Genomic DNA, 24418 nt, shown 5'->3' with positions numbered 1-24418 from the left:
TCAGGCGTCGCTCGACCCCGCCGCCCGCTTGGACGTGGTCCGAGCCGCCTTCGCCGCGGTGTCCGCGCCCGCCTTCTTCGCCACCGCCCTCTTGGCGGGGGCCTTCTTGGCCGGGGCCTTCTTGGCGGGGGCCTTCTTGGTCGGGGTCTTGGCGACGGGTGTCCTGCCCACGGCCTTCTTCGCCGCGGCCTTCGCCCCGGCGGCCGCGTCCGCCCGCCCGCCCGCACCACGCGGCGGTCCCGAGTCGCTGATCCGGTCCGCTCCGAGGACGTCCCGGAGGAACTTGCCCGTATGGCTGGTGGAGACCCCGGCGACGTCCTCGGGGGTTCCCTCCGCCACGACCAGGCCGCCGCCCGCGCCCCCTTCGGGGCCCATGTCGACGATCCAGTCGGCGGTCTTGACCACGTCCAGGTTGTGCTCGATGACGATGACCGTGTTGCCCTTGTCCACCAGCCCCGACAGCACTTCCAGAAGCTTGCCGATGTCCTCGAAGTGCAGGCCGGTGGTCGGCTCGTCCAGGACGTAGACCGTGCGTCCGGTGGAACGCCGTTGCAGCTCGCTGGCGAGCTTCACCCGCTGGGCCTCACCGCCGGAGAGCGTGGTGGCGGACTGCCCCAGTCGGACGTAGCCCAGCCCCACGTCCTTCAGCGTCCTCAAGTGGCGGGAGATCGCGGGGACCGCCTCGAAGAAGTCGGTGGCCTCATCGATCGGCATGTTCAGCACGTCCGCGATGGACTTGCCCTTGTAGTGGACCTCCAGCGTCTCCCGGTTGTACCGGGCTCCGTGACAGACCTCGCAGGGGACGTAGACGTCCGGCAGGAAGTTCATCTCGATCTTGATCGTGCCGTCGCCCGCGCAGTTCTCGCAGCGTCCGCCCTTGACATTGAAGGAGAAGCGCCCCGGTTGGTAGCCGCGGACCTTCGCCTCGGTCGTCTCCGCGAACAGCCGGCGGACGTGGTCGAACACACCGGTGTAGGTCGCCGGGTTCGATCGCGGGGTGCGACCGATGGGCGACTGGTCCACGTGCACGACCTTGTCGACCCGGTCGTCCCCGTCCACCCGGGTGTGCCGACCGGGCACCCCGCGGGCGCCGTTGAGCTCGCGCGCCAAGTGGGTGTACAGGATGTCGTTGACCAGTGTCGACTTGCCCGAACCCGAGACGCCGGTCACGGCGGTGAACAGGCCCAGAGGGAAGGACACGTCGATGTCGCGCAGGTTGTTCTCCCGGGCCCCCCGGACGACGAGCGTCCGCGACGGGTCCGGCGGGCGACGCTCGTCCGGCAGCGGGATGGCCTTCTCGCCGGACAGGTAGAGCCCCGTCCGGGAGTCGGGGTTGTCCAGCAGCTCCCTCAAGGGTCCACTGTGCACCACCGCGCCGCCGTGCTCGCCGGCTCCCGGTCCGATGTCCACGATCCAGTCCGCGGACTTGATCGTGTCCTCGTCGTGCTCCACCACGATGAGCGTGTTGCCCATGTCCCGGAGACGGACGAGGGTCTCGATGAGCCGGTGGTTGTCGCGCTGGTGCAGGCCGATGGAGGGCTCGTCGAGGACGTAGAGCACCCCGACCAGGCCTGACCCGATCTGGGTGGCCAGCCGGATGCGCTGGGCCTCACCGCCGGAGAGCGTGCCGGCCGCCCGGTTCAGCGAGAGGTAGTCCAGGCCCACGTCGACCAGGAAGCGGAGGCGTTCGTTGACCTCCTTCAGCACCCGCTCCGCGATCTTCTTGTCCCGGGCGGTGAGCCTCAGCCCTCCCAGGAACTCCGCGCAGTCGCTGATGGACATGGCGGAGACCTCGGCGATCGACTTCTCCATGATCGTGACCGCCAGGACGACGGGCTTGAGCCGACTGCCCGAGCAACTGGGGCAGGGCACCTCGCGCATGTACCCCTCGAACCGCTCCCGGCCCGTGTCGCTCTCGGCCTCGCTGTGCCTCCGCTTGACGAAGGGGACGGCACCCTCGAACGCGGTGGTGTAGCGGCGTTCGCGACCGTAGCGGTTGCGGTAGCGCACCTCCACCTGGGTGCGGTGCCCGTGGAGCAGGGCCTTCTTGGCGCGTTGCGGCAACCCGGCGAAGGGGATGTCCGTACGGAAGCCGAGGGCGTCGGCGAGAGCGCCGATCAACCGACCGAAGTACTCCTTGGTGTGGCCGTGCGACCAGGGGTGAATGGCCCCCTCGTCGAGGGACTTCTCCGGGTCGGGCACGAGGAGTTCGGCGTCGACCTCCATGCGCGTGCCGATGCCGGTGCAGTCGGGGCAGGCGCCGAACGGCGAGTTGAAGGAGAAGGAGCGGGGCTCCAGTTCCTCGAAGGACAGGTCGTCGTAGGGGCAGTACAGGTGCTCCGAGTACATCCGCTCGCGGTCGGGATCGTCCTCGGGCAGATCGACGAAGTCGAGGACGACCATGCCGCCGGAGAGGCCGAGGGCGGTCTCCACGGAGTCGGTGAGCCGGCGCTTGGCCGAGTCCTTGACCGTGAGACGGTCGACGACCACCTCGATGGTGTGCTTCTCCTGCTTCTTCAGCGTCGGCGGCTCCGAGAGCTGGATGGTCGCGCCGTCCACACGGGCGCGGGAGTACCCCTTGGTCTGCAGGTCGGCGAAGAGGTCGACGAACTCGCCCTTGCGCTCCCGCACCAGCGGCGAGAGCACCTGAAAACGACTGCCCTCGGGCAGGGCCAGGACCTTGTCCACGACGGCCTGCGGAGACTGCCGCGTGATGGGCCGCCCGCACTCGGGGCAGTGCGGCTTGCCCACCCGGGCGAAGAGCAGCCGCAGGTAGTCGTAGACCTCGGTGATGGTGCCGACCGTGGATCGGGGGTTGCGGGAGGTCGACTTCTGGTCGATGGAGACCGCCGGGGAGAGCCCCTCGATGAAGTCGACGTCCGGCTTGTCCATCTGCCCGAGGAACTGGCGGGCGTACGAGGAGAGCGACTCCACGTAGCGGCGCTGACCCTCCGCGAAGATGGTGTCGAAGGCCAGGGAGGACTTGCCGGAACCGGACAGGCCGGTGAAGACGATGAGCGAGTCGCGAGGCAGGTCGAGCGAGACGTTCTTGAGATTGTGCTCGCGCGCGCCACGGACGATGAGACGGTCGGCCACGCCGGTCCGCACCTTTCTTGAGAGAAGCGACAGGGCCCGGGGCCCCGTGCTTCTCAGCGTAGAGGGAGCCACCGACATTGCCGGTGGGAATCGGGCGACCACCCGGCCCTCCAGCATGCCGGACGGCGAACCCGATCGTATAGCATACGTGTTCGATTTCTGGCCGTCGTTCACGTTCGGGCCCGCCCCGCCACCAACCGAACTAGGGTCGTCGCATGATCGATCAAGCCCATGACCTGGAAGCCCTGCATCGAGCCACCGAACGACTGCTGAGCGCCGTCGCCTCGCTGGACGACCCGGCCGTGACACAGCCCTCACGTCTCCCCGGCTGGAGCCGAGGCCACGTCCTGGCCCACCTCGCCCGCAACGCGGACGCTCTGGTCAACGTGATAGAGGGTCGCCCGATGTACGCCGACGCGGCGACCCGCGAGGCCGACATCGCACGGGACGCCGAGCGCACCGTGCGGGACCACCTGGCGGACCTGCGCACCAGCGGCGACCTCCTGCGCAAGACGTGGTCCGCCGAGACCGACTGGTCCCGCACCGTGGAACTGCGCAACGGGGTCACCGACAGCGCCGCCCGCGTCCCCTTCCGGCGGTGGGTCGAGGTCGAGCTCCACCACGTGGACCTCGGGATCGGCTACGAGCTGGAGGACCTGCCCGCGGAGTTCGTCGAACGGGAGATCGCGTTCCTGGCGGAGCGGTTCGCGGGGCACCCTCGGGTGCCGGCAACGACCCTCGGGGACGGCTCACGCTCCTGGACGACCGGGGGCGGGCCGACCGGAGGTCCCGTGCGGGTCGAGGGACCGACCGTCGGGTTGCTGGGCTGGTTGGCCGGGCGGAGGGACGGATCCGCGCTGACCGTCCGCCCCGGCCCGCTCCCCGCGCTGCCCCCGCTGTAGAGGCGGCGCCCCGAAGTATGGGGGCTACCCTCCCCTCCATGACGTACAGCGGAGAAGTGACCGTGGGCGGCCCGGCGGACGTGCACGAACTCAAGGATCTGATGATCACGAAGATCGCGGTCGGGCCGATGGAGAACAACGCCTACCTCCTGCGTTGTCGGGCCACCGACGAGCAGATGCTGATCGACGCCGCGGCGGAACCGGACACGTTGCTGGGGGCGATCGGCGACGACGGCATCGCGGCCGTGGTCACCACGCACCGGCACCCGGACCACTGGCAGGCCCTGGCGGAGGTCGTCGCGCTCACCGGGGCCCGCACGTACGCCGGCCGCCACGACGCCGAGGGCATCCCCGTGCCGACCGACGTCCCCGTGGCGGACGGGGACACCCTGCGGGTGGGTCGGGTGGAGCTGACCGCACGACGGGTGCCGGGGCACACCCCCGGTTCCCTCGTCCTCGTCTACGACGACCCACACGGCCACCCCCACCTCTTCACCGGCGACTGCCTCTTCCCGGGTGGGCCCGGACGCACGACCGACGCGAAGGACTTCACCACGCTCATGGACGCGCTGGAGGCCTCGGTCTTCGGGCTCCTGCCCGACGAGACCTGGGTCTATCCGGGGCACGGCCGGGACACCACGCTCGGTGCCGAACGCCCCCATCTCGCCGAGTGGCGGTCGCGCGGCTGGTAGGGCGACGGACCGGGCGGCCCCACACGGCCGCCGGCCGTGGCGCGTGCCGGCGCGCGCTCACGGGTCGGCGCGGATCCGCAGGCCGGCCCCCACCCCTCGCACGCACACGCCTCGGTGCGAAGTCACCCCGCCGCCGGTGCCGTCCGACGAGAGACGCTCAGGTCTCGGCCGTCCCGGCCCGGGCCAGCGCGGCGATTCGCTGGACGGCGAAGACGTAACCCTGCACGCCGCAGCCCGCGATGACCCCGTCGGCCCGCAGCGAGACATAGGAGCGGTGCCGGAACTCCTCCCGCCGGTGGACGTTGGAGATGTGGACCTCCACCACCGGGAGTCCGTCGCAGGCGTTGAGCGCGTCCAGGATCGCGACGGAGGTGTGGGAATAGGCGGCGGGGTTGATCACGACGCCACAGTGGTCGAGGCGGGCCTCGTGGATCCAGTCGACGAGTTCGCCCTCGTGGTTGGACTGACGCAGATCAACCGTGCCGCCGTGGGCGGAGGCCGCCTCGGCGCACATCGCCTCGATGTCCTCCAGGGTCGATGATCCGTAGATCTCGGGCTGGCGGCGCCCCAGGAGGTTCAGATTGGGGCCGTTCAGAATCATGATCGGGGCATTGGCCAGGGTTCGAGGCACGGTTCCTCCGGTCCGCTCACGGTGGCGCGGCCGTCACGACCGCTCTTCGCCTCCTCGGTCTATCACGGAGCCGCCCGGGTACGGCGGCCGTCCGACTCCGTGTGGTCTGGCCGGCCGTCCACTACCGCACCGGCGGACCGGGCGGAACCGCCTGGTCAGGCGTCGGCGGGGTCCCGGTCCGCTTCCGCTCGGGGAGGGGCGACGGCCACGTCCTCCTCCGGCAGTCGCCGGTTCCGCGACACCAGCAGGCTGGAGACCGTGGTGATGACCAGGACGGAGCAGATCACGCCGAGCGAGAACGCCGTGCTGATCTCCGGGACGTGGACGCCCGACTCGTGGAGCGCGTGCAGGACGAGCTTGACCCCGATGAAGCCCAGGATGACGGACAACCCGTAGGAGAGGTGGACCAGCTTCTTCAGCAGCCCGCCGATCAGGAAGTACAGCTGGCGCAGGCCCATGAGCGCGAAGGCGTTGGCGGTGAAGACGATGTACGGGTCCTGGGTCAGACCGAAGATGGCCGGGATGGAATCCAGGGCGAACAGGACGTCGGTGCTTCCGATGGCGAGCATCACCACGAGCATCGGCGTCATCACGCGCTTGCCGTTCTCCCGGACCCAGAGCTTCGTGCCGTGGTAGCGCTCCGCCACCCCGAATCGCCGCTCCACGATCTTGAGCAGCTTGCTCTCCTCGTACTCCTCGTCCCGCTCCTCGGCCCGGGCCTCCCGGACGAGCTTCCAGGCGGTCCAGATCAGGAATGCCCCGAAGAGATAGAACACCCACGAGAAACTCGCGATGATCGCCGCACCTGCGGCGATGAAGCCGGCCCGGAGGACGAGCGCGATGAGGACCCCGACAAGGAGCACGCGTTGCTGGTATTGCGACGGCACCGCGAACTTCGCCATGATCAACACGAAGACGAAGAGGTTGTCCACGCTGAGGGACTTCTCGGTGATGAAGCCCGCGAAGAACTCGCCCGCCGGCGCGCCGCCGGCGAAGATGTAGAGGCCCGCCCCGAAGAGGCAGGCCAGGAAGATCCAGACGACCGTCCAAGCGCCGGCTTCCTTGATCGACACATCGTGCGGCTTGCGGCCGACGACGAAGTCGACGGCGATCAGGGCGATGAGGCCCACGATGGTACAGACCCACAGGGTCGTCGAAACGTCCACTACGCCTCCGGCAGTGCGTCACACGGCATGGATCAGCTCGTCGCTGCCGGAGGTCTCCTCCACCCCGTGTCCGACGCCGGATACGCGCACGAGCCCACGGGGCCGGCGCCCCGGGACCGAGTCCGTACTGACGGGCGCGCCGTGAAAAGCCAGGGAGTACTCCCCTCCGTGCCGTCGAGAGTACCCGCACCCCAAGGAAAGGTAAAGAGTCGCGCAAGGTATGGCCAAGGCTGCTGCTCAGCGGGGTCACGCAGCCGCCGCGGGGAGGCCGGGCACCACCGTCGGCGCCCGGCGACGGGCGGCGGGTGGTCCGGGCAAGGGGGCCCTCAGGCCAGGCCGACCTCCCGCATCTGGCGAAGCTCCTTCTTCATCTCCGAGACCTCGTCCCGCAGCCGCGCCGCGATCTCGAACTGCAGGTCCGCCGCCGCCGCCCGCATGCGCGCCGTCATGTCCTCGATCTGCTCGGCGAGCTCCGCCGCCGGGCGGTCGGTGGAGGAGGAGGGGCCACCCTCACGACCGGCACGATCGGCGGGCGCCGCGGTCCGACGCCCACCGGCCGCACCTTCGGCCCGAGCGGGCACGGGGGCCTTGGCGCCCTTCGCGCCCTTCGCCTGCCCTCGGTACCCGGAGCCGAGGAGCTGCTCGGTGTCCACCCCCTCCCGGGCGATCTGGGCCACGATGTCGTTGATCTTCTTGCGCAGCGGCTGCGGGTCCACGCCGTTCGCGGTGTTGAACGCGATCTGCTTCTCACGCCGCCGATTGGTCTCCTCGATCGCCTTCTCCATCGCCGGTGTGATCTTGTCCGCGTACATGTGCACCTGACCGGAGACATTGCGGGCGGCCCGCCCGATGGTCTGGATCAGGGAGGTGCCGGAGCGCAGGAAGCCCTCCTTGTCGGCGTCGAGGATGGCCACCAGCGACACCTCCGGCAGGTCCAGCCCCTCCCGGAGGAGGTTGATGCCGACGAGGACGTCGTACTCCCCGGCGCGCAGTTCCCGGAGCAGCTCCACGCGGCGCAGGGTGTCCACGTCGCTGTGCAGATAGCGCACCTGGATACCGAGCTCCAGGAAGTAGTCGGTCAGGTCCTCGGCCATCTTCTTCGTGAGCGTGGTGACCAGGACCCGCTCGTCCTTCTCCGTGCGGGAGCGGATCTCGTGCACCAGGTCGTCGATCTGCCCCTCGGTCGGCTTGACGACCACCTCCGGGTCGACGAGCCCGGTGGGGCGGATGATCTGCTCGACGACGCCGTCCGAGCGGGACAGCTCGTACTGGCCGGGCGTGGCCGAGAGGTACACGGTCTGCCCGACGCGCTGTTGGAACTCCTCCCACTTCAAGGGTCTGTTGTCCAATGCCGAAGGCAACCGGAAACCGTGCTCCACCAGCGTGCGCTTGCGGGCGGCGTCGCCCTCGTACATGGCGCCGATCTGCGGCACCGTGACATGCGACTCGTCGATGACCAGGAGGAAGTCGTCGGGGAAGTAGTCGAGCAGCGTGTTCGGCGGGGAGCCGGGCGAGCGGTCGTCGAAGTGCATGGAGTAGTTCTCCACGCCCGAGCAGGTGCCGATCTGGCGGAGCATCTCGATGTCGTACGTGGTGCGCATCCGCAGGCGCTGCGCCTCCAGCAGCCTGCCTCCCTTCTCCAGCTCGGCCAACCGCTCGGTCAGCTCCCGCTCGATGGCGGTGACGGCGCGTTCCAGCCGCTCCGGCCCCGCGACGTAGTGGGAGGCCGGGAAGACGTACAGCGCGCGCTCCTCGCCGACGATCTCGCCCGTCACGGGGTGCAGCGTGGACAGGGCCTCGATCTCGTCGCCGAACATCTCGATGCGGACGGCGAGCTCCTCGTACACGGGGAAGATCTCGATCGTGTCGCCACGCACCCGGAACGTCCCCCGGGCGAAGGCCGCGTCGTTCCGGGTGTACTGGATGTCGACGAACCGGCGGAGCAGCTCGTCCCGGTCGATCTCCTCGCCGACTCGCAGCGGGACCATCCGGTCGACGTACTCCTGGGGCGTGCCGAGACCGTAGATGCAGGAGACCGAGGCGACGACCACCACGTCCCTGCGGGTGAGCAGGGAGTTCGTCGCGGAGTGCCGAAGACGCTCCACCTCCTCGTTGATGGAGGAGTCCTTCTCGATGTAGGTGTCCGACTGCGGAACGTACGCCTCGGGCTGGTAGTAGTCGTAGTACGAGACGAAGTACTCGACGGCGTTGTTCGGCAACAGCTCGCGGAACTCGTTGGCCAACTGTGCGGCGAGTGTCTTGTTCGGCGCCATGACCAGGGTGGGGCGCTGCAACCGCTCGATCATCCACGCGGTGGTGGCGGACTTGCCTGTGCCGGTCGCGCCGAGGAGGACGACGTCCTTCTCCCCCTCGCCGATGCGCCGGGCGAGGTCGGCGATGGCGGTCGGCTGATCGCCGCTGGGCTGGTAGGGGCTGACGACCTCGAAGGGCGCCACCGTGCGTTCGATATCGGAAACGGGCCGCATGGGTCCCACCGTACGACTCCGCACCGACAGCGGGGCGGGGCCGTGCGGCTCGGCGGCTCGGGACGGGGCTTCCGCGGCCGGCGGTCCCCGGCCGCGGCCGGACGGGACCCGCCATTCAGCCCACGGTCATCTCGAAACCCTCGGCCGTTGACGCTCTGCTGTCACCGTGGGACTTTCCGTGGCCACCAGAGCGAGGAGTACGCATGCACACCCGCACAGCGACCCTGGCGATCGTCGGGCTCCTGGGGATCGTGGCGCTGCCCGCCCCCGTCGCCCCCGTCCGGGCCACCCCTGTCCCCGCCGGGCCGGTGACCGAAGTCGAGACGGTGTCGGCCCCAGGTCGCCTCACCACCGACCGGTCGGCCCGCGAGACGACCGGCCGACCCGGCGGATCCGACAGGGAGGTGGCGGGCGCGGCCCTCACCCTCGTGTCCGGTCCGGAGGTCGTCGCCCACCGGGGTGCCTCCGCCTACGCCCCCGAGAACACTCTCGCCGCCCTCGACAGAGCGGCCGAGCTGGGGATCGGGTGGGTCGAGAACGATGTCCAGCGCACCAGGGACGGCGAGCTGGTCGTGGTCCACGACCGCGACCTGGAGCGCACCACGGACGTGGAGGAGGTCTTCCCGGACCGGGCGCCCTGGCTGGTGAAGGACTTCACGGCGGCGGAGATCGACCGTCTGGACGCCGGTGGCTGGTTCGGCGACGCCTACGCGGGCGAGGGCGTGCCCACACTGGCGGAGTTCGCGCGACGGGCCGAATCGCGCGGTGTCTCGCTCCTGGTCGAGATCAAGCACCCGGAGTCGTACCCGGGGATCGAGGGGCAGATCCTCCGTGTCCTGACCGCCGAGGGGTGGATCGCGCCGCGGGCCCACGGCCCGACGGAACGACTGATCGTGCAGAGCTTCAGCGCCGAGAGCGTGCGGACCGTCCACGGCCTCGCGCCCTCGGTGCGGACCGGGTTCATCGGTACGCCCGCGGTCTCCGCGCTCCCCGTGTACGCGGCCTTCGCCGACCAGGTCAACCCACGTCACACCGACCTCACCCCGGACTTCGTGGCCGCGGCGCACGCGTTGGCGGGGCCGCACGGCGAGCCCCTTGAGGTCTTCACCTGGACGATCGACGACGTCGACACCGCGCGCCGGGTCGCCGAGTACGGGGTGGACGGCATCATCTCCAACCGCCCCGACCTGGTCCGCGACGCGGTACGGGACCCGTCGGCCGCCCGCTGACCGGGCGTACCGTGGGAGGAGGAGCGCCACCGGGCGCCCGCGCCCGGTGGCCGCGGCACGTGAGGACGACGGCCATGGCCGATCCCAAGGGCTTCCTGACGACGAGCCGAATGGAATGGCCTCGCCGGCCGGTTGACGAACGCGTCCGGGACTGGGACGAGGTCACCGTGCCCGGAGCGCTGCTGCCGATCGTGGGAGGGCAGGCCGGCCGGTGCATGGACTGCGGCGTCCCGTTCTGCCACGAGGCCTGTCCGCTGGGCAACCTGGTCCCCGAGTGGAACGACCTGGTGTACAGGGACGACTGGCGAGCGGCGGCCGATCGACTGCACGCCACCGACAACTTCCCCGAGTTCACCGGGCGGTTGTGCCCGGCGCCGTGCGAGGCCGGTTGTGTGCTGGCGATCGATCGGCCGGCGGTCGCCATCAGGAACGTGGAGTGCGCCGTCGCGGACCGCGCCTGGGAGGAGAGTTTCGCGCCGCCCCGCCCGCCGGAGCGCCTCTCCGGGAAGAGCGTGGCGGTGGTCGGCTCGGGGCCGACGGGGCTCGCGGCGGCGCAACAACTGACGCGGGCGGGGCACACGGTCACGGTGTACGAGAAGGCCGATCGCCTCGGCGGACTGCTGCGGTACGGCATTCCGGAGTTCAAGATGCGCAAGGGCCTTCTGGACCGGAGGATCGACCAGATCCGGGCGGAGGGCACCCGGTTCCGCACGTCGACCGAGGTGGGACGCGATGTCGGGGCGGCGGAGCTGGCGAGCGGGCACGACGCCCTGGTGGTCGCCGTGGGGGCCGGCGCGTGGCGGGAACTCGGGGTGCCGGGTCGGGATCTCGCCGGGGTCCATCAGGCGATGGAGTATCTCCCGCTCGCCAACCGGGTGTGCGAGGGAGATCTGGAGGTGTCCCCGCTGTCCGCGGCCGGTCGGCACGTGGTGATCATAGGTGGCGGGGACACCGGCGCCGACTGCCTGGGCACCGCGATCCGGGAAGGCGCCGCGTCCGTGACACAGCTGGACATCTCCCCGCGCCCGGGGACGGAACGCGACGCGGAGCGCGACCCCTGGCCGACGTATCCGGGGCTCTACCGACTCTCCCCGGCCCACGAGGAGGCTCGCGACCTGCGGGCCGCCCCGACCGCGGAGGCGGACGCGCGTCTGTTCGCCGTCTCCGCGCTCCGCCTGTCCGGCGACGGAGACGGGCACGTGCGGTCGCTCCGTCTGGTCGACGTGGACGGAGACCGTCGGCCCCTCCCCGACGGTGAACGAACCCTGCCCGCCGAACTGGTCCTTCTCGCGCTGGGGTTCTCCGGTCCCGACCCCGCCGACGGCCTCGTGGATCAGCTGGGGCTGGGGCTGGATCCCGACGGGACGATAGCCAGGGACGACTCCTTCGCCACCCGCGTCCCGGGGGTCTTCGCGGCGGGGGACGCCGCCCGCGGCCAGTCGCTGATCGTGTGGGCCATCGCGGAGGGGCGCTCCGTGGCGTCCGCCGTCGACCGGTTTCTCGCCGACGGCGCGGAATCGCGGCTCCCGGCGCCGGTCCGTCCGGGCGACCGTCCCTTGCGGGCCTGACGGTGGGCGCAGGGGCGGGGGCGCCTGCCTCGCGGCCGCTCGGGGCGTGCTCCGAGAGCCCCGCCTGCCGGGCGTGGGCCACGGCGTGACTGTCGAAGCACACCCTAGGAGAGCAGGAAGTCCGCTGCTCCGGCCTTCGCCCCTTCGATGAAGGCGGTCATCTCGTCCGTGGTGTAGATCAGCGCCGGTCCCTCTGGGTCGGTGGACTGCCGTACGGCGATTCGCCCGTCGGAGAGTTTCATCGCCTCCAGGCAGTTCCCGCCGTTGCCCCCGCTCCAGGGACGGTGCCAGCCCTCGCTTCCCAGGTCCCGGGCGGGCATGCCGTTGTAGACGCGCTCGGCGGGGCGGGGTGGCGTGGTGCCGTCCATTCACAGCTCCTTGCGGAGGTCCCGGAGGATCTCCCTCGTGCGATGGGCCGTGGCGGCCTGCGCGGCCATGCGGTCCATGACCTCGAGGTGCGCGGCCACCTCCGGGCGAGCGTCCAGGTAGACGGCGCCGGTCAGGTACTCGCTGTAGACCATGTCCGGCAACTCCGGCACGGCGAACCGGAACAACACGAAGGGACCGTAGGTCCCGGGATGCGGCCCGCTGTCGAACGGGATCACCTGAAGGGTGACTCGCGGCAGTTCGACCGCCTCCAGCAGTCGCTCGATCTGGGCGCGCATCACCCGCGACCCCCCGACGGGGCGACGCAGGACGGTCTCGTCCATGACCACCCAGAGTCGGGGGGCGTCGGGGCGTGCCAGCAACTCCTGCCGCCTTCGCCGCAGCGCCACATGGCGTTCGATGCCCTCGGGCCCGCTCTGCCCCACGGCCCCGGATCGCAGGACCGCGCGCGCGTAGTCCTCAGTCTGGAGCAGTCCGGGCACGAAGTGGGGTTCGTAGGAGCGGATCAGGCAGGCCGCGCCCTCCAGGCTGACGTACATGGAGAACCAGCCGGGCAGGATGTCGTGGAACCGCTGCCACCAGCCGGGCCGGTTGGCCTCCTCCGCGAGGCGGACGAAGGTCTCCGCCTCGTCGTCTGGGACGCCGTAGGCCTTCAGCAGGAGTTGTAGGTAGGGGATCTTCAGCGCTACCTCGGCCGTCTCCATACGACGGATCGTGGCGGACGCGACATGGAGCACGCCGGCGGCGTCCTCTCGTCGCATGCCGGCGCGTTCCCGGAGGTCGAGCAGGCGTCGACCGAGGACGACCTGACCGACCGTCGGCGCCGACCGCGGTTCGCTCACCGCTCCTCCTCCTCGCAGATCCTGGTTCCCGACCGTGCGCCCCGGGCACGACGCGCGCCGGAGCGTACGCGCCGGAGGTCGGGTCGACGGAGCCCCCAGGGACACGGACGGCCGAGCCACGTCCTTCGAGGACCGTCGAAGGAACGGGGCCCTCGGCGATCCGAAGCGCCGTCGCTCGGCGGGTTGTCGGCAGAAGTGTGCCATGACTGTTCGAACGCGCGCAGTGCACTCTGCATTTTTCAGAGTGACCCTTGCCAAGTGTGCACGGCGGGGAGATAGTGGCAACCGTGATTCCGCCCGCGCCCTTGGACGCCGCGGCCCCCCTCAGCACGGGCGCCGCCACGCCAGTCGTATCCACCAGAGGAACAGAGCGCCGGTTCCGCTTCGAACTGGCCGCGCACCCGGGCTCCCCCGCGGAGGCCCGACGGACGACGCGGGCCCGACTGGCCGACTGGTCGCTGTGCGAGGCCACCGGTCAGGACGCCGTCCTGGTCGTCTCCGAGTTGGTCACCAACGCCGTCGTCCACACCGCGAGTCGGCGTGTGGTGTGCGAACTACGCCGCGGGGACGATGTGTTGCGTGTCGTCGTCCACGACGAGGGGTGCGCCGCGGACCGGCCCGGCGTGGTCCGCGGCAGCGGACCGGAGGACGAACGAGGTCGCGGGCTGCTGTTGGTGGAGTCGGTGTGCGCCGCGTGGGGCGTCGAGGAGCACGAGAGTGGCCTGCTGGTCTGGGCGGACCTGCCGTGCCGGGCGGAACGGGAGCCGAGCGTCGTCCGCCCCCGCGGTGACCTGGGGTGGGGCGCCCGGCCCAAGCCGGGCCCCCCCGAGCGCGAGCCCGAGGGGGAGCGGGAGAGTCCGCGACCCGGCGAGCCCTCGTCCCTGTGGACCGCGCAGCCGGTAGGACGGCCGCCCCGCGGGCGGTCCCTCCCCTCGGCCCCCGCACGACCGGACCGCTCCGGCGAGGGCCCCTCGCGGTGAGGAGGTCGTCCGGCGGTGTCCTCGGCCTGGACTCCTTGGCGCGTGTCCGGCGGGGTGCGCCGGTGACCGCGGGAGGACGCCGCCTGCCCCTTCCCGGAGACGTGTCCGCACCCCTCGGCTGCGACGCCGTGTCCGTCCCCGCGAACCTGGGCCCGCGAGTCCTCGCCCTGGTTCCCCGGGTGGGGTGTGTCTACGCCGACGACACCCGCTGGTGGTGGGTCGTCCCCGAGGAGTCCGACCACGCGATGGACTGGCCGGAACCCGCCGAGTACGTGCGGGGCGCGCTGCTGTCCCGGGCCGGTGGTGTCGAGCCGCGTCTCCTCCACCGCTCGGACGACACCGTTCCTTACACCCCGCCGATACCGCTCTACCTGGCCCTGTGCAGAGTGACGGACACCCTCCCGACCTGGCTCTCGCACGACTCCGGTCGCTCCCTGACCGGCGGGGGGACTCAGCACGCCTGAGCCTCGGGCACCGTCCACCGCGTAGGCTCGGGGCATGGTCGAGGAGTACGACGCGGACGACGCCGACGCCCCCCTGCCGGGCGGGACGGCCCGCTCGGGCGGGCCGCGCACCGGCGACAGCGTCCGTGTCGACGTGTGGATCTGGGCCGTGCGGCTGGTGAAGACACGATCCCTCGGGGCCGGCGCCTGCCGCGGCGGCCATGTCCGGGTCAACGGCGAGCGGGTCAAGCCCGCCTCTTCCCTGCGTGTCGGCGACGAGGTACGACTGTGGCACGCCGGTCGCCGACGGGTCGTCGTGGTCACACGGGTGATCAGGAAGCGAGTGGGAGCGCCGGTGGCCGTCGAGTGCTACCGCGACGAATCCCCGCCGCCCCCACCCCGGGAGGCCGTCGCCCCGACCGGTTTCCGTGATCGCGGGGCGGGTCGCCCCACCAAGCGCGACCGACGGGAACTCGACCGGCTGCGAGAGTCGGCCGCCCCCGACGACTCCGCGGGGACGGATCGCCGGTGGGCGCGGTGAGGTCGACGCCCCTCGGGCACCGGCACCCCACACACCGCACGGGACGCACCGGGGTGCCGGCTCCGATCAGCCTTCGAAGCGCGCGTGGCGCAGGTATTCGGGCTTGGGATCGAGGGCAGCGGCGAGGCGGAAGTGGCGCCGGGCCGCGTCCGACCGCGCCTGACGCTCATAGGTGCGGGCGAGCGCGAAGTGCGCGAAGGCGTTGTCCGGCTCCCGCTCCAGCACCACGGTGAACTCCAGTTCGGCCGGGCGCAGCTGGGCCGCCGCGAAGAAGGCACGCGCGCGCAGCAGCCGCACGGCGGTGTTCTCGGGGTGGGCCGCCACGACGCCGTCGAGGAGCCGCACCGCTCCTCGCGGGTCACGGGCGGCGAGGAGCGCCTCGGCGGCACGGTAGTCGATGACATCCGTCTCCGGGCTGCGTCCTGGGGTACCTCGGGTCTCGAACACTGCGGGTCCTTCCTTCGATGGACGGCTCAACGCCGGCTCGACGACCTCTATTCCCGGGGCGGACCCGGCGGAGGGGCCTCGCGACCCGACCGATGGGCGCGGCCGAGCAGCTCGGACCAGACCTCGTCGACCCGGTGTCCCAACGCCTCCAGCGACACGTCGTTGTCGATGACGATGTCCGCGATCCTGCGCCGCTCCGCACGGCTCGCCTGCGCCGCCATCCGCGCCCGCGCCTCCTCCTCCGTCATGCCGCGTGTCCGGACGAGTCGGTCGAGTTGGGTGGCGGGGTCCACGTCGACGACGATCACCACGTCGTACCGGGGGGCGAGGCCGTTCTCGGTGAGCAGGGGCACGTCGTGCACGACGACCGCGTCTTCGGGGGCGGCCTCCTCCAGGGCGCGCGAGCGGGCGGCGACGAGAGGGTGGAGCAGGGCGTTCAACGAAGCCAGTCTCTCCGCGTCGGCGAAGACGATCGACCCGAGCCGCGCCCGGTCCAGGGTGCCGTCTTCCCGAAGGACCTCTTCGCCGAACTCCCCGACCACCGCGGCGAGTCCCGGCGTCCCGGGCTCCACGACCTCCCGAGCCACCCGGTCGGCGTCGATCAACGTCGCCCCCCGCTCCACGAGCAACCTGGCCACCTCGCTCTTGCCGGCGCCGATGCCACCGGTAAGCCCCACTCTCACCATGGCGGCAGCCCGCCCGCGCCTCCGCGGACGTCCGGAGCGGACCGGAGGCACGGCGCCGCCGATGGGGAGCCCGGCCGATCGGCCATCAGGCGTCGCCCTCCCGCTCGGCGAGGAAGCGCTCGAACTCACGGCCCAGCTCGTCGGCGGAAGGGATCTCCAGCGACTCGGCGAGCATGTTGCCACGGGTCTCCGAGCCCGCGGCGGCGTCGAACTGGTGCTCCAGCCCCTGGACCAGCGCGGTCAACTCCTCGTTCCCCTGCTTGACCTGCCGGTCGATCTCCGTCTGGGTGCGGTGCGCGTCCGCGCGGAGCGCGTGGGCGACATCGGGCAGTACCAGCCCGGTCGCGCCCGTGACCGCCTCCAACACGGTCAAGGCCGCGTCCGGATAGGGTGAGCGCGCGATGTAGTGAGGCACGTGGGCGGCGACGCCGAGGACATCGTGACCCGCCCGGCTCAGTCGGTACTCCACGAGGGCCTCGGCGCTGCCGGGCACCTGCGCCTCCTCGAAGGGACTGCGATGACCGGGCAGCAGGTCGACGCGGTTGCCGTGGGGTGTGATCCCCACGGGGCGGGTGTGCGGGACCCCCATCGGGATGCCGTGGAAGTTCACCGACAGGCGGACGCCGAGCCGCTCGACGATCTCCTTGACCGATGCCGCGAAGCGCTCCCACTCCACGTCCGGTTCCGGGCCGGACAACAGAAGGAAGGGCGCGCCGGTCGCGTCCTGGAGCATCCGCACCTCGATGGCGGGCTCCTCGTAGGCGCTCCAGTGGTCGCGCTTGAATGCCAGCAGCGGGCGTCGTGCGCGGTAGTCCACGAGGCGGTCGTGGTCGAAGCGCGCGACGACCTGGTGGGGCAGTGACCCCAGCAGCTGGTCGACGAGTTGCTCGCCGGTCGCTCCGGCGTCGATGTATCCGTCGAAGTGGTAGAGCATGACCAGGCCGGCCGATTCCTGGGCGAGCGCCGTGTCGACGACGGCCAGGCCCTTCTGCTCCCACGTGTACAAACCCTGCGGATCAGGCACTGTGACCGCTCCTCCTCGTGTCCGTCGTGGTCAACGCCCGGGGGATGGCGGGCATTCCCGGAAGGCGCCCGACGCGTTCGCCGACAGGGCGAGGGCCCGCACCCCCTGTGGGGTGCGGGCCCTCGGCGCGGAGGTACCCGCTCGGCGGGTGCGCTCAGCTCTGGCCGCCGGCCAGCTTCTCGCGCAGTGCCGCCAGCGCCTCGTCCGACGCCAGGGCGCCGGAGTTGTCGCCGCCCTCGGAGGAGTACGAACCGCCGCCACCGGACGCCGCCGGCGCGGCGGCCTCGCCGCCCTCGGCCTCGGCCTGAGCGTCCGCCTCCCGGGACTTGATGACCTGGGCCTGGTGCTGCTCGAAGCGGGTCTGCGCCTCGGCGTACTGGTGCTCCCACTCCTCCCGCTGCTTCTCGTAGCCCTCGAGCCAGTCGTTGGTCTCGGGGTCGAAGCCCTCGGGGTAGATGTAGTTGCCCTGGTCGTCGTAGGACGCGGCCATGCCGTACAGGGTCGGGTCGAACTCGACCGCCGTCGGGTCGGCGCCGAAGGACTCGTTCGCCTGCTTCAGCGAGAGGCTGATCCGGCGACGCTCCAGGTCGATGTCGATGACCTTGACGAAGATCTCGTCGTTGACCTGGACGACCTGCTCCGGGATCTCCACGTGGCGCTCGGCCAGCTCGGAGATGTGGACCAGACCCTCGATCCCCTCGTCGACCCGCACGAACGCACCGAACGGAACCAGCTTCGTGACCTTGCCGGGCACGACCTGACCGATCTGGTGGGTCCGGGCGAACTGCTGCCACGGGTCTTCCTGGGTCGCCTTCAGCGACAGGGAGACACGCTCGCGGTCCATGTCGACGTCGAGAACCTCGACGGTGACCTCCTGGCCGACCTCGACGACCTCCGAGGGGTGGTCGATGTGCTTCCAGGACAGCTCGGAGACGTGGACCAGACCGTCGACGCCACCCAGGTCCACGAAGGCACCGAAGTTGACGATCGAGGAGACGACGCCGGAACGCACCTGACCCTTCTGCAGGGTGGTGAGGAACGTCTGGCGCACCTCGGACTGGGTCTGCTCCAGCCAGGCGCGACGGGACAGGACCACGTTGTTGCGGTTCTTGTCCAGCTCGATGATCTTCGCCTCGAGCTCCTTGCCGACGTACGGCTGGAGGTCGCGGACACGGCGCATCTCGACCAGCGAGGCCGGGAGGAAGCCGCGGAGGCCGATGTCGAGGATGAGACCACCCTTGACGACCTCGATGACGGTACCGGTGACGATGCCGTCCTCTTCCTTGATCTTCTCGATGGTGCCCCAGGCGCGCTCGTACTGGGCGCGCTTCTTCGAGAGGATCAGCCGGCCTTCCTTGTCCTCCTTCTGGAGGACGAGGGCCTCGATCTCGTCGCCCACGGCGACGACCTCGTTGGGGTCGACGTCGTGCTTGATCGAGAGCTCACGGCTCGGGATGACACCTTCGGTCTTGTAACCGATGTCGAGCAGGACCTCGTCCCGGTCGACCTTCACGATGACGCCGTCGACGATGTCGCCGTCGTTGAAGTACTTGATCGTCTCGTCGATCGCGGCGAGGAAGGCTTCCTCGTTACCGATGTCGTTGACCGCTACCTGCGGGGTGGTGGCGGTGGTCTCGGTGCTGCTCGTCATGTGGGAAAGGGCTCCGGTACGGACATTGAAGTCGTAGGTACTGCTTGCGCCGGGAGCCCGTTTCGCTCTGCAGAAGCCGGACAGCCAAAGAAGCGCCCCACCACACACCGGCGACGGCGCCTCGACAACCGAGGGGACATACAACAGATGCGAGCGCAGCCTGCTCCGTCCGAGGCACGCAGGCCCGCAGCGCAACTTGTAGCATACGGGGGCGGCCGGGCAGGGTCAATGCGCGCAGCACGCGCACCGCGGGTCGGATCGGCACATCACCGACACCCGATCGGGTCGCCGCGCTTGGCGGCGACCGGCGCGCGAACCACCCGAGAGGCCACCAGGCCCGAACGGCAGAGTACGACGAGGGAGCCCATCATCCAAGAGTCCGACGCACCCGAGCCGGAGGCCACCCGCCGTGCCGTGGACAGTACGGAGAGCACCCGCGCCAACCGCGGCTGGTGGGACCGGAACGCCGACGCCTACCAGGAGGAACACGGCACGTTCCTCGGTGACGACCGCTTCGTGTGGAGCCCGGAGGGCCTCGAAGAGACCGAGGCCGGCCTCCTCGGCCCCCCGGAGGAACTGAGTGGCAGACGCGTCCTGGAGGTCGGCGCCGGTGCCGCCCAGTGCTCCCGGTGGCTCGCTGCTCGCGGCGCGCGTCCGGTGGCCCTCGACCTCTCGCACCGCCAGTTGAGGCACGCCCGGCGGATCGGCGGCCCGATCCCGTTGGTGTGCGCCGACGCGGCGGCGCTCCCCTTCCCGGACTCCGGCTTCGACCTGGCCTGCTCGGCGTACGGCGCGCTGCCCTTCGTCGCCGACCCCCGGGCGGTGTTGCGCGAGGTGCGTCGGGTGCTGCGGCCGGGCGGTCGGTTCGTGTTCTCCGTGACGCACCCGATCCGCTGGGCCTTCCCCGACGAGCCGGGTCCGGAGGGCCTGACCGTCACCGCTTCGTACTTCGACCGCACCCCGTACGTCGAGCAGGACGCGGCGGGCGAGGCCGTCTACGTCGAGCACCACCGGACCCTCGGCGACCGGGTACGGGACGTGGTGGCGTCGGGGTTCCGCCTGCTCGACCTCGTCGAGCCGGAGTGGCCCGCATGGAACACCACCGAGTGGGACGGCTGGTCGCCGTTGCGCGGCGGCCTCGTCCCGGGCACCGCGATCTTCGTCTGCGAACGGGACTGACACCCGGCCCGCGCCGTCCCGGGGGCGCTGCTCACGGGACGGCGGAGTCCGGCCGTCCGCGGCGGGGCCACTCCCTCCGGCCGCCGGGGTCGACGCCCCGAGCCTCCGCCCGGAGCGCGAGCACCAGGAGCGCCCCCGCCCCGACGGCCAGACCCCAGGGCAGGTGGGAGCTGAGCAGCAGGACGAGGAGCCGCTGCCCGGCGACCGCGTCGACGGTGTGCCGGACGTAGTCCTCCCGCATCTTGACGTGCCCGGAGAAGGCGGTGACCCGGTCCCGGCCCGCCAGCAGGGTGCCCCCGCGCAACTCCTCGCGATGGGTCTCCTCCCCGTACACGGGGGCGCCGGTCAGAGGCTCCACCCAGAAGCGACGGACGGTGGTGTACCAGCGGGTCGTGCCGGTCGCCTCGACCGCCTCGGCCGTGAGGCCCTCGACCGGGAGCGTCCGGGGGAACTCCACCCTGGTCCAGGGGATCGTCTGCTCGAAGTAGTAGACCTCGACGCCCCGGAAGTCCCGCGTCCCCCGGTAGTGGATGGGTGTCGCCACACGGGTCTGCGCGTCGAAGTAGGCGTAGTCCCGCTTCTCGGTGAGGAACGGCCACTTGAACTCCAGACCACGCCGGCGCACCGGCTCCCCGTCGACGGCCTCCTCCTCGGCGTGGACGGGTTCCTGGGTGTGGGGGTCGAAGACGTAGCGCTCGGGGATTCGGGAGACCATCTCCCCGTCGGGCCCTTGGACGTGGGAAAGCGCGTCCCAGACGACGACGTCCCGACCGGTGTCGCGACCGATCCGTTCGGCGGCCTCCACGTCGCCCCGCAGGGTCTGCACGATGGTGACTTCCGGCACCCGCCGGGCGCGCATCGTCGCGTAGTCCAGCAGGGTCGCGTCCCGTGCGACCATGACGGTCGCCTGGTAGTGATGGGCGGGGACCCTGGCCAGGCGCGGGAAGGCGTACCAGCGCAGGAGCGGGGAGAGGGCCGCGCAGCAGACGGCGAGGGCGAGCAGGACCAGAGCGACCTTCCGGCGCATGGCGCCCTCCTCCCGGACGGTGGGCCTCAGGGGTGGTCGGGGACCGTGGTCAGCAGGGGGCGGGGGGAGGTCTCTCCGGAGGGCGTGCCCACCGCGACGAGGGTCAGCGTCAGGGCGAGAGCGGCGGCGACACCGACCGCGACGGCGAGCAGGACACGCATGCGGCCTCCCGGCCGGCCGCCGAGCGGCGACCCCACATACCTGACGACCTGTCAGTTCACGCACCGTAGCAAGGGACGGCCGGGATGAGAACCGGTCACGCGCGACGGCGGCGACGCCCCCGTTCGGGAAGGGCGCCGCCGCCGTCGCGGACAGGGGGCGCTATCCCCTCGTCACCGGGGAAGCGGGCGCGGAGGCTCCGGCGGACGGCCTCGGGGGCGACGGCTCCGAAGGGCCGGCGGTGGGGGTCGGATCGGGCGTGGCGGTCGGGTCGGCGGGGTCGTCCGGCAGCACCGTGAGCGGGATGTCGAGCGTCCCGCCGCCCGGCGTGGTGAGCCGGAGCGTGAACGTGCCGGCGATGTCGTCCGCGTACAACGTCGGCAGAACGAGCGCTCCCGCGGCGTCGGTCTCCCCCTCGAGGGTGCGGACCGCGACACCGTCGGGGTCCTCGAAGTAGGGGCCGTCCCCCCGTTCGGAGGGTTCGGTCTCCGAGGTGACCACGACGGCCGTGACGGTCACGCCGGAGGCGGCGGCCCCCTCGTGGGTGACCCGCACCTCAAGGGGACCCGCGAACTCCCCGCCCGGTTCGCAGGCGGGCTCCGTCTCGTCGACGCGGGTGAGGGTGTCGGCCGCACGCGCCGACACCGCGGCCCGGTACACGACCGGCGGGACGTCCCTGCCGACCACGCCCGCCCGGACGACGAAGGCTCCGGTCCGCTCGCCGGCCTCCAGCGGAGGCGCCAGGGCGAGCCCGGAGCCGTCGGTGAGCACCGTGGCGACGCGCTCGCCACCCGCGAAGGCGGCGTCGGTGTCGCCGACCACGACGAAGCGGACCCTCACCTTGCCGACCGCCTCGCCCTCGGCGGTCTCCGCGCGCACACCGGCCCGCTCCGCGAACTCCTCGCCTGTGACGGCGGTGAGCGGGGATCGCCCGACCTGCCACAACCTCGCCACCGTGTCGGTCGGGGTGCGGTCCGCGGCCGGGGGCGCCGGTGGGGTGGGTGCGGGTCGCGACGAGCCGCCGCTCGCGATGTCGTCGTCCCCGACCGGGCCGTCCCCGTCGGAGGTGTCGGCGCCGTCGCTCGGGTCGACGTCGCCCCCGGCCTCGTCGTCCACCGCCGGCGGGGTGTCGACGCCACGGGTGCCCTCGTCGGTGTCGAGGCTGTCGGCCTCGGTGGTGTCTGAGTCCTCGTCGGCCGGCTTCTCGGCGGGAAGCGCAACCGTGTCCCCGGCCGGGGCCCCCTCGGAGGTGTCGGTGTCCCCGGGCGGCTTCGCGACCGATCCTTCGTCGCTGCGCTTCTCGGGCAGGGCGCCGCTGCCGTCGGGGATCTCGTGGGTGCCCTTGCGGTAGTACTCCAACCACGACACCACGGTGCGCAGGTAGTCGCGCGAGTTGTTGTAGCTGAGGACCGCGCGGTCGAGGTCGGCCCGCACGGACAGGTCCCATCCGAACCGGCAGAGGTAGTGCCCGGCGGCCAGGGCGGCGTCGTAGACGTTGTTCGGGTCCTTCGCACCGTCGGCGTTGCCGTCCCGCCCCGCCCAGGCCCAGGTGGACGGGATGAACTGCATCGGGCCGACGGCGTTGTCGTACGCGCTGTTCCCGTCGTAGGCGCCGCCGTCGGTGTCCCTGATGAGCGCGAAGCCGTTGCCGTCCAACTGGGGTCCGATGATCGGGGTGAGAGTCGTTCCCTCCGCGTCGACCCGGCCGCCGCTCGCGTGTCCGGACTCGACCTTCCCGATGGCGGCGAGGAGTTCCCAGGGAAGGTGGCACTCGGGTTTCGAAGCCCGCAACTCCGCCTCGGCCTTCTTGTAGGCGTCGAGGACGGTGGCGGGGATGGCCGCCTCCGTCGCGCCCTGGGCGACCGGGTCGCTCGTGGTGGGTGCGGGGTTCGGGCTCTCCAGTGGCGGCAGATCGGTGTAGTAGGGGGAGTCGCCGGTGGCGCTCGATCCGGGATCGGTACCGGCCGGAGGAGCGGCTCCCGCGGGCGTGCCTCCGCCGTCGAGACCGACGACGGCCCCCGGCGCCTGGGAGGCCGACAAGGCCGCGACCGCCACGGCCGCGACGGTGGTGGTGACCGCGCCCTTGCGCAGCCTCCTGCCGAATTGCGCCGCCATGTGACCCCTTCCCGGGGACGGCACCGTCCCCCTCTTCATCTCGACGCCGGTCCGAAGATCGGTCGGCGTGTGCGAGCGCGCCCCGGAACCCGCGAATACGGCGTCCGCCTGTTCGACCGGTACGGTGGCCCAGGCGACCTTACGGCAACTTCCTCTGTGTCGGCACCGCTTGCCTACGCCCTTCACCGATCGGCCACGCGGGTCGCGTTCCCTCCCCGACCGCGACAGCCGGAGGTCCGTCCATGCCCTTCACACTCAGTCACGCCGCGGCCGTCCTTCCGGTGCTACGGGCGGACGGCACCGGGCGGGCGGGGTTGGCGCCCGCCGTGCTGGTGGCCGGTTCCTTCGCTCCCGACACGCCGTACTACCTGGCGGGAGTGGTGCCGGGGGCCATGGGGTTCGGCACCTTCACGCACGGACTCGTCGGCGTCCTCACCGTCGATGTAGCGCTCGCGTGGCTGCTGGTCGCCCTGTGGCTGTGGGTGCGGGAGCCGATGGTGGGTCTCCTGCCGCCGGGCGTGCGGGGTCGGGCGGCGACGCTGCTGCGCTGCGGCGAGCGCCGGCGTGTCTCGGCCCGTCGCGTCGTCCGCTGGTACGGCTCGGCGGCGCTCGGGGCACTGACCCATGTGGTGTGGGACGCCTTCACCCATCCGGACCGGTGGGGGACTCGGGCACTGCCCGCGCTGGGCCACGACCTCGCGGGCCTGCCCGCCTACTGGTACCTCCAGTACGGCGGTTCGGCACTCGCGGCGGGGGGACTCGTGGCCTTCGTGACGAGGGCCATGCGCCGCGTGCCCGAGGCACCGGCCGCGCTCGCGGTTCCTTCGCCGTCGGCCCGCGAACGCGGCGCGGCCGTCGCACTCCTCGCCTGCTGTGCCGGGCTCGGCGCGGCGCTGCGGGCGACGAGTTGGTGGGCGCGCTGGGGTTCGGTCGCCGAGCCATGGGACCTGATACCCGCCCTGTGCTTCGGCGCCGGTGCCGGTCTCGCCCCCGGCATCCTGCTGTACGCCACGCTCGTGAGGGCCGGCCGGCCGGGTCGGGGTCACGGCGAGCCGGAGACGGCGGGCGCCGGGGCCGGCACCCCGAGCACCGCCGGATGACCGCGGGCCCGGGGCACGAACCCGCCGATCCCCCGCCCACCGGCGCCGAGGCGGCACATCACCGCCC

At 71.6% G+C, this 24418-nt stretch carries 22 protein-coding genes; 9 read left to right on the top strand and 13 right to left on the bottom strand.

Features of this window, described 5'->3' with window-relative positions; translation table 11 throughout:
- Entirely contained in the window at positions 1-3096 is a 3096-nt protein-coding gene (uvrA, locus tag JEK78_RS18375; RefSeq protein WP_200261057.1) for an excinuclease ABC subunit UvrA, read from the bottom strand.
- Positions 3097-3311: 215 nt separating this feature from the next.
- On the opposite strand from uvrA, the gene JEK78_RS18370 reads away from it, so the two are divergent.
- Both JEK78_RS18370 and JEK78_RS18365 read left to right on the top strand, forming a co-directional pair.
- Positions 3312-3998 (top strand): maleylpyruvate isomerase family mycothiol-dependent enzyme, encoded by a 687-nt coding sequence (locus JEK78_RS18370; protein ID WP_200261054.1) that lies wholly within the window; start codon positions 3312-3314, stop codon positions 3996-3998.
- A 38-nt stretch (positions 3999-4036) separates the two neighbouring features.
- The gene (locus tag JEK78_RS18365) at positions 4037-4690 is read left to right on the top strand and encodes an MBL fold metallo-hydrolase (protein ID WP_200261051.1); all 654 of its coding nucleotides are present in this window, start codon (positions 4037-4039) and stop codon (positions 4688-4690) included.
- A 157-nt stretch (positions 4691-4847) separates the two neighbouring features.
- Here the strand turns inward: JEK78_RS18365 and aroQ are convergent, their stop codons facing one another.
- The 3 genes from aroQ to uvrB form a co-directional block, all read right to left on the bottom strand.
- Complete coding sequence (aroQ, locus tag JEK78_RS18360; RefSeq protein WP_200261048.1) at positions 4848-5321, bottom strand: type II 3-dehydroquinate dehydratase; 474 nt, start codon at positions 5319-5321, stop codon at positions 4848-4850.
- A 155-nt stretch (positions 5322-5476) separates the two neighbouring features.
- Positions 5477-6487 (bottom strand): TerC family protein, encoded by a 1011-nt coding sequence (locus JEK78_RS18355; RefSeq protein ID WP_200261045.1) that lies wholly within the window; start codon positions 6485-6487, stop codon positions 5477-5479.
- 326 nt (positions 6488-6813) lie between these two features.
- Positions 6814-8973: an excinuclease ABC subunit UvrB gene (uvrB, locus tag JEK78_RS18350; protein WP_200261042.1), complete on the bottom strand. Its 2160-nt coding sequence runs from the start codon at positions 8971-8973 to the stop codon at positions 6814-6816.
- 203 nt (positions 8974-9176) lie between these two features.
- Here uvrB and JEK78_RS18345 point away from each other — a divergent pair, with 203 nt between their 5' ends.
- Positions 9177-10202, top strand: coding sequence for a glycerophosphodiester phosphodiesterase family protein (locus tag JEK78_RS18345; protein ID WP_200261039.1), 1026 nt, complete (start codon positions 9177-9179; stop codon positions 10200-10202).
- A 74-nt stretch (positions 10203-10276) separates the two neighbouring features.
- Complete coding sequence (locus tag JEK78_RS18340) at positions 10277-11770, top strand: glutamate synthase subunit beta (RefSeq protein WP_200261035.1); 1494 nt, start codon at positions 10277-10279, stop codon at positions 11768-11770.
- Between the two features lie 104 nt (positions 11771-11874).
- Here the strand turns inward: JEK78_RS18340 and JEK78_RS18335 are convergent, their stop codons facing one another.
- On the bottom strand, positions 11875-12138 hold the full coding sequence (locus JEK78_RS18335) for a DUF397 domain-containing protein (protein ID WP_200261032.1): 264 nt from the start codon (positions 12136-12138) through the stop codon (positions 11875-11877).
- Positions 12139-12999, bottom strand: a complete 861-nt coding sequence (locus tag JEK78_RS18330; RefSeq protein ID WP_200261029.1) for a helix-turn-helix transcriptional regulator — start codon at positions 12997-12999, stop codon at positions 12139-12141.
- Between the two features lie 287 nt (positions 13000-13286).
- On the opposite strand from JEK78_RS18330, the gene JEK78_RS18325 reads away from it, so the two are divergent.
- Genes JEK78_RS18325 through JEK78_RS18315 form a run of 3 tightly spaced genes read left to right on the top strand, consistent with a single transcriptional unit; the run spans position 13287 to position 14963 of the window.
- Entirely contained in the window at positions 13287-13979 is a 693-nt protein-coding gene (locus JEK78_RS18325; protein WP_347341191.1) for an ATP-binding protein, read from the top strand.
- On the top strand, positions 13976-14443 hold the full coding sequence (locus JEK78_RS18320; RefSeq protein ID WP_200261023.1) for a hypothetical protein: 468 nt from the start codon (positions 13976-13978) through the stop codon (positions 14441-14443). The genes JEK78_RS18325 and JEK78_RS18320 overlap by 4 nt, the downstream gene beginning before the upstream one ends.
- A 34-nt stretch (positions 14444-14477) precedes the next feature.
- Positions 14478-14963, top strand: a complete 486-nt coding sequence (locus JEK78_RS18315; protein WP_200261020.1) for an RNA-binding S4 domain-containing protein — start codon at positions 14478-14480, stop codon at positions 14961-14963.
- Positions 14964-15029: 66 nt separating this feature from the next.
- Here the strand turns inward: JEK78_RS18315 and JEK78_RS18310 are convergent, their stop codons facing one another.
- The 4 genes from JEK78_RS18310 to rpsA form a co-directional block, all read right to left on the bottom strand.
- On the bottom strand, positions 15030-15410 hold the full coding sequence (locus JEK78_RS18310) for a tetratricopeptide repeat protein (RefSeq protein ID WP_200261017.1): 381 nt from the start codon (positions 15408-15410) through the stop codon (positions 15030-15032).
- A 47-nt stretch (positions 15411-15457) separates the two neighbouring features.
- Complete coding sequence (coaE, locus tag JEK78_RS18305) at positions 15458-16096, bottom strand: dephospho-CoA kinase (protein WP_200261014.1); 639 nt, start codon at positions 16094-16096, stop codon at positions 15458-15460.
- An 85-nt stretch (positions 16097-16181) separates the two neighbouring features.
- Complete coding sequence (locus JEK78_RS18300; protein WP_200261011.1) at positions 16182-17120, bottom strand: PAC2 family protein; 939 nt, start codon at positions 17118-17120, stop codon at positions 16182-16184.
- Between the two features lie 154 nt (positions 17121-17274).
- Entirely contained in the window at positions 17275-18771 is a 1497-nt protein-coding gene (gene rpsA / locus JEK78_RS18295; RefSeq protein ID WP_200261008.1) for a 30S ribosomal protein S1, read from the bottom strand.
- A 366-nt stretch (positions 18772-19137) separates the two neighbouring features.
- On the opposite strand from rpsA, the gene JEK78_RS18290 reads away from it, so the two are divergent.
- The gene (locus JEK78_RS18290) at positions 19138-19950 is read left to right on the top strand and encodes a class I SAM-dependent methyltransferase (protein WP_347341208.1); all 813 of its coding nucleotides are present in this window, start codon (positions 19138-19140) and stop codon (positions 19948-19950) included.
- 31 nt (positions 19951-19981) lie between these two features.
- Here the strand turns inward: JEK78_RS18290 and JEK78_RS18285 are convergent, their stop codons facing one another.
- From JEK78_RS18285 to JEK78_RS18275, 3 genes are all read right to left on the bottom strand, one after another.
- Positions 19982-20977, bottom strand: a complete 996-nt coding sequence (locus tag JEK78_RS18285) for a DUF3068 domain-containing protein (protein ID WP_200261002.1) — start codon at positions 20975-20977, stop codon at positions 19982-19984.
- A 26-nt stretch (positions 20978-21003) separates the two neighbouring features.
- Positions 21004-21138, bottom strand: coding sequence for an SPW_0924 family protein (locus JEK78_RS18280; protein ID WP_200260999.1), 135 nt, complete (start codon positions 21136-21138; stop codon positions 21004-21006).
- A gap of 160 nt (positions 21139-21298) precedes the next feature.
- Entirely contained in the window at positions 21299-23251 is a 1953-nt protein-coding gene (locus JEK78_RS18275) for a lytic transglycosylase domain-containing protein (protein WP_200260996.1), read from the bottom strand.
- A gap of 242 nt (positions 23252-23493) precedes the next feature.
- Between JEK78_RS18275 and JEK78_RS18270 the strand changes: the two genes are divergently transcribed.
- Complete coding sequence (locus JEK78_RS18270) at positions 23494-24351, top strand: DUF4184 family protein (RefSeq protein WP_200260993.1); 858 nt, start codon at positions 23494-23496, stop codon at positions 24349-24351.
- The last annotated feature ends 67 nt before the right edge of the window (positions 24352-24418 follow it).

It is taken from the genome of Streptomyces sp. HSG2 (assembly GCF_016598575.1).
GTDB lineage: Bacteria > Actinomycetota > Actinomycetes > Streptomycetales > Streptomycetaceae > Streptomyces.
Note: the sequence above shows the minus strand (reverse complement) of the source record. Positions and strands in the feature narration are given on the sequence as shown.